Raw genomic sequence first — 12,704 nt, forward strand, 5'->3', positions numbered from 1 at the left:
ATTTAAGAAATAAGAAAAATTTTAATAATTTCTTCAATTTTAACTATCTGTGTTCCAAAAAAATGTAAAATGAGAATAATCCCAGCCATAGACATCATCGACGGAAAATGTGTCCGACTTTCCAAAGGAGATTACGATACGAAGAAAATATACAATGAAAACCCATTAGAAGTAGCCAAATCATTTGAAGCACATGGAATTCAGTATTTGCATTTAGTCGATTTAGATGGAGCAAAATCAAGCCAAATTGTGAATTATAAAGTATTGGAACAAATTGCTTCCAAAACGAGTTTAAAAATCGACTTTGGTGGTGGTTTGAAATCAGATGCGGATTTGAAAATTGCTTTTGAAAGTGGTACCAATCAAATCACAGGAGGAAGTATTGCCATCAAAAAACCAGAAGTTTTTAAGAGTTGGATTCAGCGATACGGGGCAGATAAAATCATTTTAGGAGCCGATGCAATGAATGAAAAAGTGGCTATTTCAGGGTGGTTAGAAGAATCAAAAGAAGAAGTTATTCCTTTTATTCAAGGTTATCAAAAGGAAGGAATCCAATATGTAATTTGTACTGATATATCTAAAGACGGTATGTTAGAAGGCCCAAGTTTTGAATTGTATCAAAGAATTTTAGAACAAACCCAAGGTTTAAAACTAATCGCTTCTGGAGGTATTTCCTCTTTCGATGAATTACCAAAATTAGCTGAATTAGGATGTGAAGGAACTATTATTGGAAAAGCCATTTATGAAGGTAGAATTACTTTGAAGCAATTGGAAAACTACATTTTGTCTTAATACTTAATACTCAAATCTTAATACTACAATGCTTACAAAAAGAATTATTCCCTGCTTAGATATCAAAAACGGAAGGACCGTGAAAGGTGTTAATTTTGTGGATTTAAAAGATGCTGGTGATCCAGTAGAACTGGCAAAAAAATACGCTGAAACCGGTGCAGACGAACTAGTTTTCCTTGATATTTCAGCCACAGAAGAACGTCGCGCGACATTAATCGACTTGGTTCGAAAAGTTGCTGCTGCGATAAATATTCCGTTTACTGTTGGTGGTGGGATTTCATCTGTTGCTGATGTTGATGTTTTGCTTCGCAATGGTGCGGATAAAATTTCGATTAACTCTTCAGCCTTTAAAAATCCTGATTTGATAAACGAAATTGCTGCAAAATATGGAAGTCAGTGTATAGTAGTTGCCATTGATGCCAAACAAATCGATGGTGATTGGATAGTTCATTTAGTTGGTGGAAAAGTTCCAACGGAATTAAATTTATTCAATTGGGCAAAAGAAGTGGAACAACGTGGTGCTGGAGAAATTCTATTCACTTCTATGAGTAATGACGGAACCAAAAACGGATTTGCCAATGAAGCCTTAGCCCAATTATCCGAAATCGTAAACATTCCAATCATCGCTTCTGGTGGCGCTGGAACTATGGAACACTTTGCTGATACATTTATCAATGGAAAAGCTGATGCCGCTTTAGCAGCTAGTGTTTTTCACTACCAAGAAATCGAAATTCCAGAATTAAAACAGTTTTTAAAGAATCAAAATATTGCAATTAGATTGTAAAATTAAACACATAGACACATAGAAATATTTAAAAAACTATGTGACTATGTGTTTCAAAATCAATAACCATGAAAGTAAACTTCAACAAAACCCCAGATAACCTTATCCCAGCCATCATTCAAGACAGCGAAACCAAAAATGTTTTAATGTTAGGCTATATGAATCAAGTAGCTCTTGACCAAACATTGGCAACTAATAAAGTAACTTTTTTCAGTCGTACGAAAAACCGATTATGGACAAAAGGCGAGGAGAGTGGTAACTTCTTAGAATTAATTTCTATTAAAGAAGATTGTGATAACGATACACTTTTAGTGAAAGTAAAACCAGCAGGCCCAACTTGTCATACAGGTTTAGATACATGTTGGCAAGAATCTAATAATCAGGAATTTGGGTATTTATCAAAATTAGAAAATACTATTGCAAAACGTAAAGAAAATGCTGATGCGGAAAAGAGTTATGTTGCCTCATTATTTGCAAAAGGCATTAACAAAATTGCTCAAAAAGTAGGTGAAGAAGCCGTTGAAGTAGTTATTGAAGCCAAAGACAACAACGACGATTTGTTCTTATCCGAAAGTGCCGATTTATTGTTTCACTACTTAATTTTATTGCAAGCGAAAGGTTTTCAGTTGCAAGATGTAGTGGAAGTTTTGAAAGGAAGAGAGAAGTAAGGTTCTTATAGTTTGGTTAAAAGCCAAATTCCTTGAGATGTGTTTTCAAAAGTACCAAATTCATCTGTTATTGTTTCAATAATAAACCAATTTCCATAGATTGAATTATTTTGCTCATCAACAATACCTTCGTGTTCAATTTCTAAAGAACCGCTTTCATAATTGATTGTAGTTGAATGTTCAACGATGATAGGTCTTTTCGGATATTTTTTGACAAAAGAAATAAAACCATCTTCAATAAATCCTTTTATTGTTGCTTCTAATTTTACAGAAAAAACAGAACCATCTTCTACAATTTCTCCCGTAAAAGAACCATTTACATCAGTTATGGAAGCTTTAATATGTACACGTTGTCCAAAATAGGGTAAATCATAACCACTACCATATTCATAAAAACCTTGCCAATTGCCCGTTAGATTCATTATATTTTTATTTTAGCTCTCACAAAAAATACAGTACCTCAAATATATCCAAATTTCTCCAAAAATTCTTACCTTTAAAATAAAAATTCAAGATGCGATTCCATACAAGAAAATGGGTTAAACCCGAAGATTTGAATGCCAACGGAACGTTATTCGGTGGTAAATTATTGGCTTGGATAGATGAAGAAGCTGCTTTGTATTCGATTGTGCAATTGGAAAACCCTAAAGTGGTAACCAAGTTTATGAGTGAAATTAATTTCATGAGCGCCGCCAAACAAGGCGATATTGTGGAAATTGGTTTAGATGTGGCGCAATTTGGAAAATCATCGTTAGTATTGAAATGTGAAGTTCGTAATATGATGACACGTGAAAAAATCATCACGATTGATAACATTACGATGGTGAATTTAGATGAAAATGGAAAACCAAAACCACATGGTAAAACCCAAATCGAATTTATAGAAGACCGTTTAAAAAAATAATTGTTTCTAAAAACACATAGTCACATAGATTAAAATAAAACTATTGTGTCTATGTGTTTAAACCTAAAAAAATATGCTGCAAAAATCAACCTTAGAATTTTTAACAAAACTTAAAGAAAACAACGACCGCGATTGGTTTGCGGCTAATAAAAAAGCCTTTGAAACCGAACAAAAGCTAGCCAAAACATTTTTTATATCGTTAGGCGAGCAGTTGGGAAAAATAGATAGTATTGAACGCATTCAAATTTTTAGAATTTATCGCGATGTGCGGTTTTCAAAAGATAAAGCACCTTATAAAAATCATTTCAGCGTTGGGTTTACCCGAAACAAACCCATGCTTCGTGGTGGCTACTATTTGCATATTGAACCTGGAGGAAGTTTTGTAGGTGGCGGTTTTTGGGAACCAAATGCTGCGGATTTGAATCGTATTCGTAAAGAATTTGAAATGGATGATGAAGAAATCAGAGCGATTATTGCTGATGAAACATTCAAGAAGTTTTTTGGAGAGTTAAAAGGCGAGGAGTTAAAAACAGCTCCAAAAGGTTTCGATAAAACGCATCCAGCGATTGATTTGATTCGTAAAAAGCAATATTTACTCACTCGAAGTTTTTCGGACAAAGAAGTGTTGGCTCCTAATTTTCAAGAAGAAGTTTTAGTTACTTTTCAAGCCATGCGACCTTTCTTCGATTATATGAGCGAAGTATTAAGCACCGATTTGAATGGAGAATCGATTTATTAAATAATCTGAATTTGACTTTTTAAGCGTTCAATTAGTAAATTCATCATTCTTTTGTTTAAGTTAGATGAATTTTGAATGTATTCTTTGTATTCCGAAACGGTAAACATTCCGAAAACAATTCCTTTTAATGAATTTCGGAACTTGATATCGCGCTGGATAGCATTTTCAATATAATTTTCTTTCTTTTCGGGAGAAAGAGTGAAATAAACGCTTTTTTGTTTGACAGCATAATTTCTAAAAACTTCAATAAACAATTCATTTTGGAATTTCAAAATAGGTCGCAATGTCTGATTTTGAAACTTTTCTTCGGAACTCGATTGATCAGTAATCGTGCCAATACTTGCTCCTCTAATTTCTAAAAGCGATTCGTCTTTCGTTTTCATAATAAAGTGAATTAGTTTGTATTAAAGTTAAAAAAAATAACCTCCAATTTCTTGAAGGTTATTTTAAGTTATTAAGAATCAGTTGTTAATTACTTCAATTTGAAAATTACTTTTCTTACCAATCTTCTTGCATCAGCAGAAGAAGCATCAACTGAAGCATCTTCTCCTTGACCTGCAACGGTTAATCTTGAAGCATTAATTCCTGCTTTTGTAATTACATCTTTTACGAAATTTGCTCTTGAAGCAGAAAGTGTTTTATTGTATTCAGATTTTCCAATTTCATCTGCATATCCAACGATTTCAACACTTGAATTTGGATTTGATTTTAAGTATTGTGTAACAAAATTGATTGCACTGTATGAATCAGCCGTTGGTTGAGAAGAATTAAAGTCAAATAAAACCGTAATGTAACCACCATTAATCATGTCTTCAATAGATTGACCTTGTGTAGGAGTAACTTTAGTTTTACCATCTACATAAGCTTCAACTTTGTCGTCTATACCATTATTATTTCCGTCAATAGTTCTTCCTTTTGTATCAACAATTGCATTTTGAGCTGAATTTTTTTCTTCATCTAAATAATCTGCAACACCATCTTTATCAGTATCTAAAAGTTTTGTTTCTAATTCAGTAACTCTTCTTTCTAATTCGTCTAATTTAGAGTTTGAAGTATCCCAATCTGCGTGTTTTCCATGTTTACCTAAATATATAGATAAACCAATACTAGCGTTATATATAGTACTATTAAAACCCCTGTCTTCTTTAACAGCTGGTTCTTCAATACCATCAAAAGTATATTGTTGGTTTACATTGTTTATCATAGAGAAGTCAGCATTTAAAGCCACTCTATTAGATAATTTGAATTGTGCTGTTAATCCTAATATAAAATTAGTCATGTCATCATTTCCATCAAAATTATCATTCGTCATGAATGAAAATCCTACACCTGAATGCGCTTGAAGATTTATTGTATTAGTCCAATCTTCAAAATTTAAAACTCTACCTAAGTTTACAACACCTTGAATACTTGTTCTGTAGTATTTGCCTTCAAATTCAAAACTCTCTGAATCATTTTTAAATGAATCTAAACCAAAGTCTAGTTTTAAACCAAATTTATTATTCATCATATAACGAACACCTAAATCTCCGTGTATAAAATTGGTATTACTTGAATAATAATTCGTTGAAAATGGAGCGGTTGGTTTGCTAAATCCCGCATTAACATCGATTGACCATTTGTTAAATTCAGAAGAAGTGGTTTTAGTTTCTTGAGCGTTAATTTCTGGTATTGCAACTAATAGTGTTGCTATAAAAATAATTTTCTTCATTGTTATCATTATTTGGGCGGTAAAAATAGTCTTTTATGGATTATTTTACAATTTATGTAAGATATGTTTGTTTAAATAAACTAATTATTATTTTTCTGATTGGTAATGGATTCGAAAATTTCTAAATCAAAATGTGCAACTGAAGCCATGATGTGGTCAAAAATATCTGCCATAATGTGTTCGTAATTTAGCCAAGTTTTGTCTTTTGAAAAACAGTAAATTTCTAAGGGAATTCCTTTTTCTGTGGGTTGCAAATGACGCACCATTAAATGCATATCTTTATTAATTCCTGGATGTGATTGAATGTATTGATTAATGTATTTTCTAAACAAACCTAAATTAGTTAGATTTCTTCCATTTACAATTACTGATTTATCGATTCCGTTGTTAGTGTTATATTTGTCAATATCTGCTTGTCGATGATCAATATAAGCTGTTAAATGTTGAATTTTCTTAAAGTTTTCTAATTCTTCAGATTGAATGAATCGAACTGAATTTGCTTTAATCAAAATATAGCGTTTAATTCTTCTTCCATCAGAATCTAACATACCACGCCAGTTTTTAAAACTATCCGATATTAAGCTGTAGGTTGGAATAGTAGTCGTTGTATTATCAAAATTTCGAACTTTAACAGTTGCTAAATTAATTTCAATAACATCACCATCGGCACCAAATTTATCCATTGTAATCCAATCGCCAATACGAACCATATCATTCACAGAAACCGAAATACTGGCAACAAAACCAAGAATTGTATCTTTAAAAATTAGGAAAATTAAGGCTGAAATGGCTCCGAAAGTGGTTACTAATGTTTTTACATTGGTATCAAACATTATCAATACAAAGGATGTAATTCCAAAAATCCATAAAACAATCATAATTACTTGAATGTAACTATCAATTGGTTTGTCGCTAAATCTTGGTTTTTGCTTTAAATAATCTTTCAACGCATTGAAAATACTTCGTGTAATCCAAAGTGAAAGTATAATGATGTAAATTTTCACTCCTTTTTCAAAAAAATCTTCCCAATACGTGAATTTTTTGAGAATTACCGGAACTGTTTTATATATAAAAAGAAGCGGCAGTAAATGAGCTAAATACTTTGCGGTTTTATTAGCAACTAAAAAATCATCAAAAGATGATTTAGTTTTTGCCGCAACAATAGCTAGAATAATAATAAATACCTTTTTGAATATAAAATCTAAAATATAGGATACAGCAACTAAAATAACAATATTTACTCCCAAATTTAAATAAGAAGAAACATCATCACTAAAATTGAGACTTTTGAATATGTCGTATGCCCAGTTAAAAATTTTCAAGTTTTATGCTTCTTTTGGTTGTAAATATTTTTTGTCAATATAAAAAGTTGCAAATGGAAATAAAGATGCTAAACAAATGATGGCAAATTCTTTAATTGTCCATTTTTGAGAATTTTTATTCAAAATTGCAAAAGCAATATACAACATAAAAAGAACGCCGTGAGCCATTCCTATGTTTTTTACATAAATAGGATCACCAGCAATATATTTCATTGGCATTGCAAAAAAGTATAATGCAAGAGTAGAAATTCCTTCTAAAAGAGCAATTGATCTAAATGATTTCATCATGATAAAGCAGAATATATTACAAATCCATAAATTATGAATCGGAAGAAACGTAGTAAAGCAAACAAAAAGAAATGTTTTCTTGAAAAGTTAATCATTCCAGCCGCTAAACAAGCAATAGCAAAAGGCAATGGAAGTAAAGCACCAACGGCAATTAAAAATCCTCCCCATTTTTGCATATTAATAATGTGTTTCGACATTTTTCCATATAAATACTTATTAATTGAAGGAATTGCCACGATTGCCATTCCCATAAAATAAGCAATTACACCACCTAAATAGGATAGAAAAGCTAAAATAGATAAGTAGAGTAGTGGTGATTCGGTATTTTTTGTCCAGGCAATAAAAATATCGGGTGGAATTAATCCTAAAACACTTTCAGAGGCAAGAAATATACCAAATATGAATAAATCACTGAAGTTTTGCGTTATATATAGCAAGGCTTCATTCAGATTAATAACTTTATAATTAACATAGAAAAGTATAGCAACAATAATAGCTGTTGGCAATATAGCGCCTTTAACACCTTGCCAAATGAAAGAATAGAAACCAGTATATTTATAGTATTGATGTAGTAGTTTTACTCTTGATTTTTTTACTTTAGACATTGGGAATTTTAATTTTAAACAAAATTAGTTGGTTTGTTGTAATAATAGCGTTAAGAAAAACAAAAAAATCGGTAAAAAATATCTACCGATTTGCATTATGTAAAATAGAATTTAGAACTTAGTAAGCTAAAAACGCTTTGTTATATTCTTTTAAGTCTAAAACATTATTTTTCTTTTCTAAATCAGTTAATAATGAAAGGAAATAATTGAAACTTTCTACATTATTTTCGTCTGAAATTTTCACTTCTAATTCAGTATCTTTACTGTCAATTGGTTCATCATCTGGAATACCAATAAAAAATCCATTGTTATTTTCTAAATGTTCGTAGGCTAAACGTAAAGCTTTAGTTTCAACTGGATTATTTAGTTCTAAGGTAATCTCTCTAAGTTTTTTTAAATCTGTTACAATTTCAGAAACTTCAAAATTATCTTTAAATAATTCTTTCTGAATCTTTTCGATTAATTTAAGGGCTTGTCTATTTTCCATGATTCATAATAATATAGTTAGCAAAACTAAACTTTTTCATAGTTTTACACAAACGTTTTGAGTAGTATTTTAACAAATTTTGAAGTAATTTAAATTTGACCTATAATATACAACATGTAAAATTGTATAGTTAGAAAAATGTATTATATTTGCACTCATATATCTGAATTATATACAGCGAATAGGGAGGTGCGACTAACACCGATGAACTATTCGCTTTTTTTATTAATTTACTTTTGCAGTTGCTTTATAAACTTCATCTTTATTAACGTAAATCCAGTATGTACAATCTTCAACGTTGCATGATGATATAGTTAAAAATTTGTTTGAACCGTTAATTTTTAAAGTTCCTGTAGTTGTGTACTCAATATTAGCAATGTTATTATTAATAATATATTCAATTGTTGAAGTAGGATAAATTATAATAGTAACGGTTTTATTACCAATAGTAAAGTTTGAAAGAGAATAAGAGGTAGAACTATTTTTCTCATAGTATCTAACAATGTTTTCAGTAAAAACAAAGTCTTCATCTAATGACTGAATATACTTTAAATTGTCATATTCTGAAAAAGAAATTTTTTCATTTTTAACAGAAGTTTGCGAAAATGAAAATGAAGTTAGAAAAATAAAAATAAAAGAATAAATTTTCATAATAATTTAAATTAAAATTAGCAATCGCCTACCGGGCTCCTTTGCGGAAATAAATTAAAAAGGACAATTTTTAATTTATTTAAGGAACGCCTATCGGCTGTTTTTTTTTATTTTGCCTGTCACGAACCAGCTACAAAATTATCATTTTGCTTAACGCTGGAGGCTTGATAGAGTAGAAAAAGGAAAACCTATACAATTTCTCGTATAGGTTCTTTATTGTGGATTGTATATAAAATTAAAGGCTTGCATATATCTGAACTCTATTTTGAGAGGTGCGACTAACACCGTTTCATCGACAAATATACATAAATTTTTAAATTTTATGGAATTATGTAAAAATAACTATCTTTTTTTCTAAAATCGCCCTCATACAACCAATCCAAATCGTGCATTTCTTTACCGTAAAAATACACTTCTTTTAAACTTAAATTTGTGAAAAACAAACTTTCAGCATTAACTTGATGCAATTGATTTTTTTCGTTGAAAATAGCCAATACAAATAAGTCATCTGGAAGAATAGCACTATGAATAGTGTAAACTTGTTTTTCTAAATAAACCAATTCAAATTTAGTAAGTTCAACAAAAACAATTTTTTTGTTTCTGTTGATCGCCATTAATTTAAAAGTATTTTTAGTTAAATCTAATTTAGGTAAATACTTTAATGTTTCATAGCTTAATTGAACTAATCGCTTACTCATATGATTAATTTAAAGTTAATTTAGCTTGTACTCTTTTAAGTTCGGCTTCATCTAACAACGCAAATAAATCATCTGTTAAAACTCTGTTGTTTGTGTAAACTTCGTTATACAGGCGTTTTAGATAATTGAAATTGTAACGTTGATAAATAAGTGTATCCGCTACTTTTTTGTCATTCTCTGTCCAACCTCGTGGGTCTAACCAGCTCCACCAAGAATTCTTATCGCTGTATTTTGTACCCAAATCATGAGCCAATTGTTTAGCTGCACTTTGAACATCTTTACGAGTAGTAATTTTGTCCGCTTTATTCTGTGCAATAACAGGATTTTGATTTTGAATATAATTTACATTGTTTTGGTTTTCTTGATTTTCTACATCTATTTCAGTTTCTAAACCTTTGAATTTATTATACTGGCGAATAATGAAACGAGCCAAAGGGAAGAATAAAATAATGCCTATAATAATATAAAGCCACTTTTTCCAATTGAATGGAGTAGTGGCTTTTTTTGTGATTTTCTTTTTGTACATTATTTTTTGTATTTTTTATACAAGAAAAATGCGCCAGTAATAGAAACTAAACCAACTAAACCAATAATGATTTTAGTTTTGTGTTTTGTCCAAAATTCTTTCATTTTTAAAAATATTTTTTGCAATGTGGACACTGCGTTAGAACTTTTTTTTTTACATCGATTTCAGAGAAAATTGAACCGTACCACTTTTTAAACATGTCAATAACATATTTCTTTTTTACTACACCGTCTTTTGCAAAGATTGGATTTTGTTTAGCAATTAGTGACGCGCTTAAACCTTTAGTCTGAAAAATAAAGTCATCATCTTTACCGACAGCAAGCGGAAAGAATGTTACCAAATAAGTATCTACAAAACTTTCAGGAACTTTTTTAGTAGTTCTTATGACTTCTCTGTAGTATTCCTTAACTACGTTCATTTGTTCTGAAAATGACATTTTTGCCAAATCAGAAAGTAAGTAACGTTTACCGTTAATAGTTTTGTAGTTTACACCAGCTTTATCCCTTGTAAATTGAATAAGACCGACAGAACCAATACTATTAGTTTTTGAAGGACTAAATGTTTTACCACTTTCAAAGTACATAACCGCAAGTAACCAGTTTGGGTTAATATCCAAATCATTACAAACTTCTATTACTTTGTCAATTTGTGCTTGAGATAGTAATTTTGTGAATTTACTACTTATCATTGTTGACTTCCTTGTTTTGTTTGTTTTCGATTTTTTCAAATTGCTCAATAGAGTAACCGATAATATCGAAAATAACCGTTAAATATGCGCCATATTTCAACGCAAATCGTAATCCGTTTAAAAATCCTTTCATAATAATAAAAGTGTTTTAAAACGCCTAAAATAATAGGCGTTTGATTTTACATTGAAGAGTGAGATGGTTTTTTCTTTACTAATGTAATTTTAACCCAAAATTCAACTCCGTCTTTTTGTGCCTGTGATGGTTCAACTTTATAAAGTTTACCGCCTAATTCAACATAACCGCTTGAAAATCCTGTACCTTTTTTGTCTTTACAGCCAATTAACTGATAAGGGTTACCAAATTTATCTGTTGAAATTCTACTTTGTCCAGCCATTACTCTTGTGTGTTTTGATTAGATAATACTTCTTTTTGCTCTTGTGGTGCTTTTGGTTTTTTTAACATTTTGAACAATGTTACCACACCGATTACTAATTGAATTAGTAATTTACCGACCTCAATCATTGGAGTCCCGTCGGTTGGAACTTGACTGACACCTTCAACAAAGCCGATGCCAGTCAATCCTATTACTGCTTTCATTATCTTCTGCGGTAAGTAGGTCTTTTTGAACCTAACATTTTTACGAAAACAAAAACTACAGTAACTGTACCTAAAATACCGCCTACAAGTTTTAACCAATTTTTTTTCAACCAAGCGTTAGCAGTATTATCTACTAAAGTTGAACCAATTTGACCAGCTTGTGGAGTTCCAGCAAGAACGTTTCCAGCACCTGTAAGTGCACCGCCTAATGCACCGTTAGCAATATCCTTGATACCAACGTTTGCACGTTGTAATGTAGCATTGTATTCTGCTTGTGCTTGTGCATCTGCTTGTGCTTGTGCTTTTTCTTGCTTTTGTGCTTCATGGCTTGCTTGCATACCGCTTACAATACCTGTGGGGTCGAACGCTGCACCAACTTTAACCAAGTTTTTAAAACTGATTTGTTTTGTTGCTTTCTTTACGAAACCGCCAATTTTTTTGAAAAATCCCATTTCTTAAATAAAGATTATTTGATTAAACCCATAGCAAGTAATTCAACATCTTTACGCATAAAGAATTTGACTACACTGCCTTCATTTTTTCTCACGTTGATATTTACAATACCTTTCAATGGTAATTGAATAAAACCAACAAAATTTGGTAAAACTTTACCGTCATTACGAACGTATGCAACTGGGTCAATGTCTTGTGAAATTGCTCTAATTTCACGCATTGAATGTTTAGTTACTACTCCGTTATCGTGTGTAAAATTTAATTCTGTAATAGTTGCATCATCATCGATAATAGCAATATCAAAATTTCTTACATTGACATCGTAGTTTGTTTGTTCGTCCGCAATGCTTTTTTCTTCATACATGTAGACATCATCAGAAGTAACTGGACTTTCAATACCGTCAAAAATGTATTTTTTCATAGGGTCAAGATTTTTCAAAGCAAGTTTTAACTTGTCATTTGGACCCATAACTAATGCTCCCATTTCAGTTAATTCAATAACTGCAACTGTTTTGAAGCTTTCAGGATTTGTAGCAGGAAAAGAACCAATAGCGTCATCTCCATAAGTTGAAGCTAATAGGAATCTTTTTAAACTTACAAAACCCTGTGTGATTTCAAGATTAGAACCGCCGTTTCTTTCGACTTGAATACTAATCAATTCGTCGCCGATTTCGTCTACGGTCTTGTCAGAAAAGAAAGCTAAACTTTCAATCCCTTTTTGTAATTCCGCTTTAGCATCTGCAACGCCTGTGGTTTCAATAATGTTCATACTATTTTTTATTTAATTAAA

At 31.0% G+C, this 12,704-nt stretch carries 22 protein-coding genes; 5 read left to right on the top strand and 17 right to left on the bottom strand.

Features of this window, described 5'->3' with window-relative positions:
- The first annotated feature begins 69 nt into the window (after positions 1 to 69).
- The 3 genes from hisA (at position 70) to hisIE (ending at position 2,244) form a co-directional block, all read left to right on the top strand.
- The gene (hisA, locus tag B2741_RS00150) at positions 70 to 792 is read left to right on the top strand and encodes a 1-(5-phosphoribosyl)-5-[(5-phosphoribosylamino)methylideneamino]imidazole-4-carboxamide isomerase (protein WP_291134179.1); all 723 of its coding nucleotides are present in this window, start codon (positions 70 to 72) and stop codon (positions 790 to 792) included.
- Positions 793 to 820: 28 nt separating this feature from the next.
- Complete coding sequence (gene hisF, locus B2741_RS00155; protein ID WP_291134182.1) at positions 821 to 1,576, top strand: imidazole glycerol phosphate synthase subunit HisF; 756 nt, start codon at positions 821 to 823, stop codon at positions 1,574 to 1,576.
- Between the two features lie 68 nt (positions 1,577 to 1,644).
- On the top strand, positions 1,645 to 2,244 hold the full coding sequence (gene hisIE / locus B2741_RS00160; protein ID WP_291134184.1) for a bifunctional phosphoribosyl-AMP cyclohydrolase/phosphoribosyl-ATP diphosphatase HisIE: 600 nt from the start codon (positions 1,645 to 1,647) through the stop codon (positions 2,242 to 2,244).
- Positions 2,245 to 2,249: 5 nt separating this feature from the next.
- Here hisIE and B2741_RS00165 read toward each other — a convergent pair whose 3' ends face one another.
- Complete coding sequence (locus B2741_RS00165; RefSeq protein ID WP_291134186.1) at positions 2,250 to 2,666, bottom strand: hypothetical protein; 417 nt, start codon at positions 2,664 to 2,666, stop codon at positions 2,250 to 2,252.
- 92 nt (positions 2,667 to 2,758) lie between these two features.
- Here B2741_RS00165 and B2741_RS00170 point away from each other — a divergent pair, with 92 nt between their 5' ends.
- Positions 2,759 to 3,148, top strand: coding sequence for an acyl-CoA thioesterase (locus B2741_RS00170; protein WP_291134188.1), 390 nt, complete (start codon positions 2,759 to 2,761; stop codon positions 3,146 to 3,148).
- Positions 3,149 to 3,221: 73 nt separating this feature from the next.
- The gene (locus B2741_RS00175) at positions 3,222 to 3,887 is read left to right on the top strand and encodes a DUF2461 domain-containing protein (protein ID WP_291134190.1); all 666 of its coding nucleotides are present in this window, start codon (positions 3,222 to 3,224) and stop codon (positions 3,885 to 3,887) included.
- Here B2741_RS00175 and B2741_RS00180 read toward each other — a convergent pair.
- The 16 genes from B2741_RS00180 to B2741_RS00255 all read right to left on the bottom strand — a co-directional run bounded on the left by B2741_RS00180 (position 3,884) and on the right by B2741_RS00255 (position 12,683).
- Entirely contained in the window at positions 3,884 to 4,270 is a 387-nt protein-coding gene (locus B2741_RS00180; RefSeq protein WP_291134192.1) for a glyoxalase, read from the bottom strand. The two genes, B2741_RS00175 and B2741_RS00180, sit on opposite strands and share 4 nt — an antisense overlap.
- A gap of 89 nt (positions 4,271 to 4,359) precedes the next feature.
- A complete protein-coding gene (locus tag B2741_RS00185; RefSeq protein WP_291134195.1) occupies positions 4,360 to 5,598 on the bottom strand; it encodes an OmpA family protein in 1,239 nt (412 codons plus the stop codon).
- 80 nt (positions 5,599 to 5,678) lie between these two features.
- On the bottom strand, positions 5,679 to 6,920 hold the full coding sequence (locus B2741_RS00190) for a mechanosensitive ion channel family protein (protein ID WP_291134198.1): 1,242 nt from the start codon (positions 6,918 to 6,920) through the stop codon (positions 5,679 to 5,681).
- A gap of 3 nt (positions 6,921 to 6,923) precedes the next feature.
- Positions 6,924 to 7,208 (bottom strand): DUF3817 domain-containing protein, encoded by a 285-nt coding sequence (locus B2741_RS00195; protein ID WP_291134200.1) that lies wholly within the window; start codon positions 7,206 to 7,208, stop codon positions 6,924 to 6,926.
- Positions 7,205 to 7,813 carry a YqaA family protein gene (locus B2741_RS00200; protein WP_291134203.1) on the bottom strand — a complete coding sequence of 203 codons (609 nt, stop codon included), beginning with the start codon at positions 7,811 to 7,813 and terminating at the stop codon, positions 7,205 to 7,207. The genes B2741_RS00195 and B2741_RS00200 overlap by 4 nt, the downstream gene beginning before the upstream one ends.
- A 118-nt stretch (positions 7,814 to 7,931) precedes the next feature.
- A complete protein-coding gene (locus tag B2741_RS00205; RefSeq protein ID WP_291134205.1) occupies positions 7,932 to 8,300 on the bottom strand; it encodes a hypothetical protein in 369 nt (122 codons plus the stop codon).
- A 225-nt stretch (positions 8,301 to 8,525) separates the two neighbouring features.
- Positions 8,526 to 8,951 (bottom strand): hypothetical protein, encoded by a 426-nt coding sequence (locus B2741_RS00210; RefSeq protein ID WP_291108219.1) that lies wholly within the window; start codon positions 8,949 to 8,951, stop codon positions 8,526 to 8,528.
- Between the two features lie 320 nt (positions 8,952 to 9,271).
- Complete coding sequence (locus B2741_RS00215) at positions 9,272 to 9,649, bottom strand: hypothetical protein (protein WP_291134209.1); 378 nt, start codon at positions 9,647 to 9,649, stop codon at positions 9,272 to 9,274.
- A 4-nt stretch (positions 9,650 to 9,653) separates the two neighbouring features.
- Positions 9,654 to 10,175 (bottom strand): hypothetical protein, encoded by a 522-nt coding sequence (locus B2741_RS00220; RefSeq protein WP_291134211.1) that lies wholly within the window; start codon positions 10,173 to 10,175, stop codon positions 9,654 to 9,656.
- Positions 10,175 to 10,279, bottom strand: a complete 105-nt coding sequence (locus tag B2741_RS00225) for an LPXTG cell wall anchor domain-containing protein (RefSeq protein ID WP_291108222.1) — start codon at positions 10,277 to 10,279, stop codon at positions 10,175 to 10,177. Before B2741_RS00225 ends, B2741_RS00220 begins: the two co-directional genes overlap by 1 nt.
- 2 nt (positions 10,280 to 10,281) lie before the next feature.
- Complete coding sequence (locus B2741_RS00230; protein ID WP_291108224.1) at positions 10,282 to 10,863, bottom strand: hypothetical protein; 582 nt, start codon at positions 10,861 to 10,863, stop codon at positions 10,282 to 10,284.
- Positions 10,853 to 10,996 carry a hypothetical protein gene (locus tag B2741_RS00235; RefSeq protein ID WP_291108226.1) on the bottom strand — a complete coding sequence of 48 codons (144 nt, stop codon included), beginning with the start codon at positions 10,994 to 10,996 and terminating at the stop codon, positions 10,853 to 10,855. The genes B2741_RS00230 and B2741_RS00235 overlap by 11 nt, the downstream gene beginning before the upstream one ends.
- Before the next feature lie 46 nt (positions 10,997 to 11,042).
- Positions 11,043 to 11,258 carry a hypothetical protein gene (locus tag B2741_RS00240; protein ID WP_291134213.1) on the bottom strand — a complete coding sequence of 72 codons (216 nt, stop codon included), beginning with the start codon at positions 11,256 to 11,258 and terminating at the stop codon, positions 11,043 to 11,045.
- On the bottom strand, positions 11,258 to 11,461 hold the full coding sequence (locus tag B2741_RS00245; protein ID WP_291108231.1) for a hypothetical protein: 204 nt from the start codon (positions 11,459 to 11,461) through the stop codon (positions 11,258 to 11,260). The genes B2741_RS00240 and B2741_RS00245 overlap by 1 nt, the downstream gene beginning before the upstream one ends.
- Positions 11,461 to 11,913, bottom strand: a complete 453-nt coding sequence (locus tag B2741_RS00250; protein WP_291108232.1) for a hypothetical protein — start codon at positions 11,911 to 11,913, stop codon at positions 11,461 to 11,463. The genes B2741_RS00245 and B2741_RS00250 overlap by 1 nt, the downstream gene beginning before the upstream one ends.
- A gap of 14 nt (positions 11,914 to 11,927) precedes the next feature.
- Entirely contained in the window at positions 11,928 to 12,683 is a 756-nt protein-coding gene (locus B2741_RS00255; RefSeq protein WP_291134215.1) for a hypothetical protein, read from the bottom strand.
- Positions 12,684 to 12,704: the final 21 nt, after the last annotated feature.

It is taken from the genome of Flavobacterium sp. UBA7663, from assembly GCF_002483315.1.
GTDB lineage: Bacteria > Bacteroidota > Bacteroidia > Flavobacteriales > Flavobacteriaceae > Flavobacterium.

Bases quoted from the DNA above. Each gene is read 5' to 3' on its own strand.
- hisA (WP_291134179.1), top strand. From the start codon at position 70: ATGAGAATAATCCCAGCCATAGACATCATCGACGGAAAATGTGTCCGA.
- hisF (WP_291134182.1), top strand. From the start codon at position 821: ATGCTTACAAAAAGAATTATTCCCTGCTTAGATATCAAAAACGGAAGG.
- hisIE (WP_291134184.1), top strand. From the start codon at position 1,645: ATGAAAGTAAACTTCAACAAAACCCCAGATAACCTTATCCCAGCCATC.
- B2741_RS00165 (WP_291134186.1), bottom strand. From the start codon at position 2,666: ATGAATCTAACGGGCAATTGGCAAGGTTTTTATGAATATGGTAGTGGT.
- B2741_RS00170 (WP_291134188.1), top strand. From the start codon at position 2,759: ATGCGATTCCATACAAGAAAATGGGTTAAACCCGAAGATTTGAATGCC.
- B2741_RS00175 (WP_291134190.1), top strand. From the start codon at position 3,222: ATGCTGCAAAAATCAACCTTAGAATTTTTAACAAAACTTAAAGAAAAC.
- B2741_RS00180 (WP_291134192.1), bottom strand. From the start codon at position 4,270: ATGAAAACGAAAGACGAATCGCTTTTAGAAATTAGAGGAGCAAGTATT.
- B2741_RS00185 (WP_291134195.1), bottom strand. From the start codon at position 5,598: ATGAAGAAAATTATTTTTATAGCAACACTATTAGTTGCAATACCAGAA.
- B2741_RS00195 (WP_291134200.1), bottom strand. From the start codon at position 7,208: ATGATGAAATCATTTAGATCAATTGCTCTTTTAGAAGGAATTTCTACT.
- B2741_RS00200 (WP_291134203.1), bottom strand. From the start codon at position 7,813: ATGTCTAAAGTAAAAAAATCAAGAGTAAAACTACTACATCAATACTAT.
- B2741_RS00205 (WP_291134205.1), bottom strand. From the start codon at position 8,300: ATGGAAAATAGACAAGCCCTTAAATTAATCGAAAAGATTCAGAAAGAA.
- B2741_RS00210 (WP_291108219.1), bottom strand. From the start codon at position 8,951: ATGAAAATTTATTCTTTTATTTTTATTTTTCTAACTTCATTTTCATTT.
- B2741_RS00215 (WP_291134209.1), bottom strand. From the start codon at position 9,649: ATGAGTAAGCGATTAGTTCAATTAAGCTATGAAACATTAAAGTATTTA.
- B2741_RS00220 (WP_291134211.1), bottom strand. From the start codon at position 10,175: ATGTACAAAAAGAAAATCACAAAAAAAGCCACTACTCCATTCAATTGG.
- B2741_RS00225 (WP_291108222.1), bottom strand. From the start codon at position 10,279: ATGAAAGAATTTTGGACAAAACACAAAACTAAAATCATTATTGGTTTA.
- B2741_RS00230 (WP_291108224.1), bottom strand. From the start codon at position 10,863: ATGATAAGTAGTAAATTCACAAAATTACTATCTCAAGCACAAATTGAC.
- B2741_RS00235 (WP_291108226.1), bottom strand. From the start codon at position 10,996: ATGAAAGGATTTTTAAACGGATTACGATTTGCGTTGAAATATGGCGCA.
- B2741_RS00240 (WP_291134213.1), bottom strand. From the start codon at position 11,258: ATGGCTGGACAAAGTAGAATTTCAACAGATAAATTTGGTAACCCTTAT.
- B2741_RS00245 (WP_291108231.1), bottom strand. From the start codon at position 11,461: ATGAAAGCAGTAATAGGATTGACTGGCATCGGCTTTGTTGAAGGTGTC.
- B2741_RS00250 (WP_291108232.1), bottom strand. From the start codon at position 11,913: ATGGGATTTTTCAAAAAAATTGGCGGTTTCGTAAAGAAAGCAACAAAA.
- B2741_RS00255 (WP_291134215.1), bottom strand. From the start codon at position 12,683: ATGAACATTATTGAAACCACAGGCGTTGCAGATGCTAAAGCGGAATTA.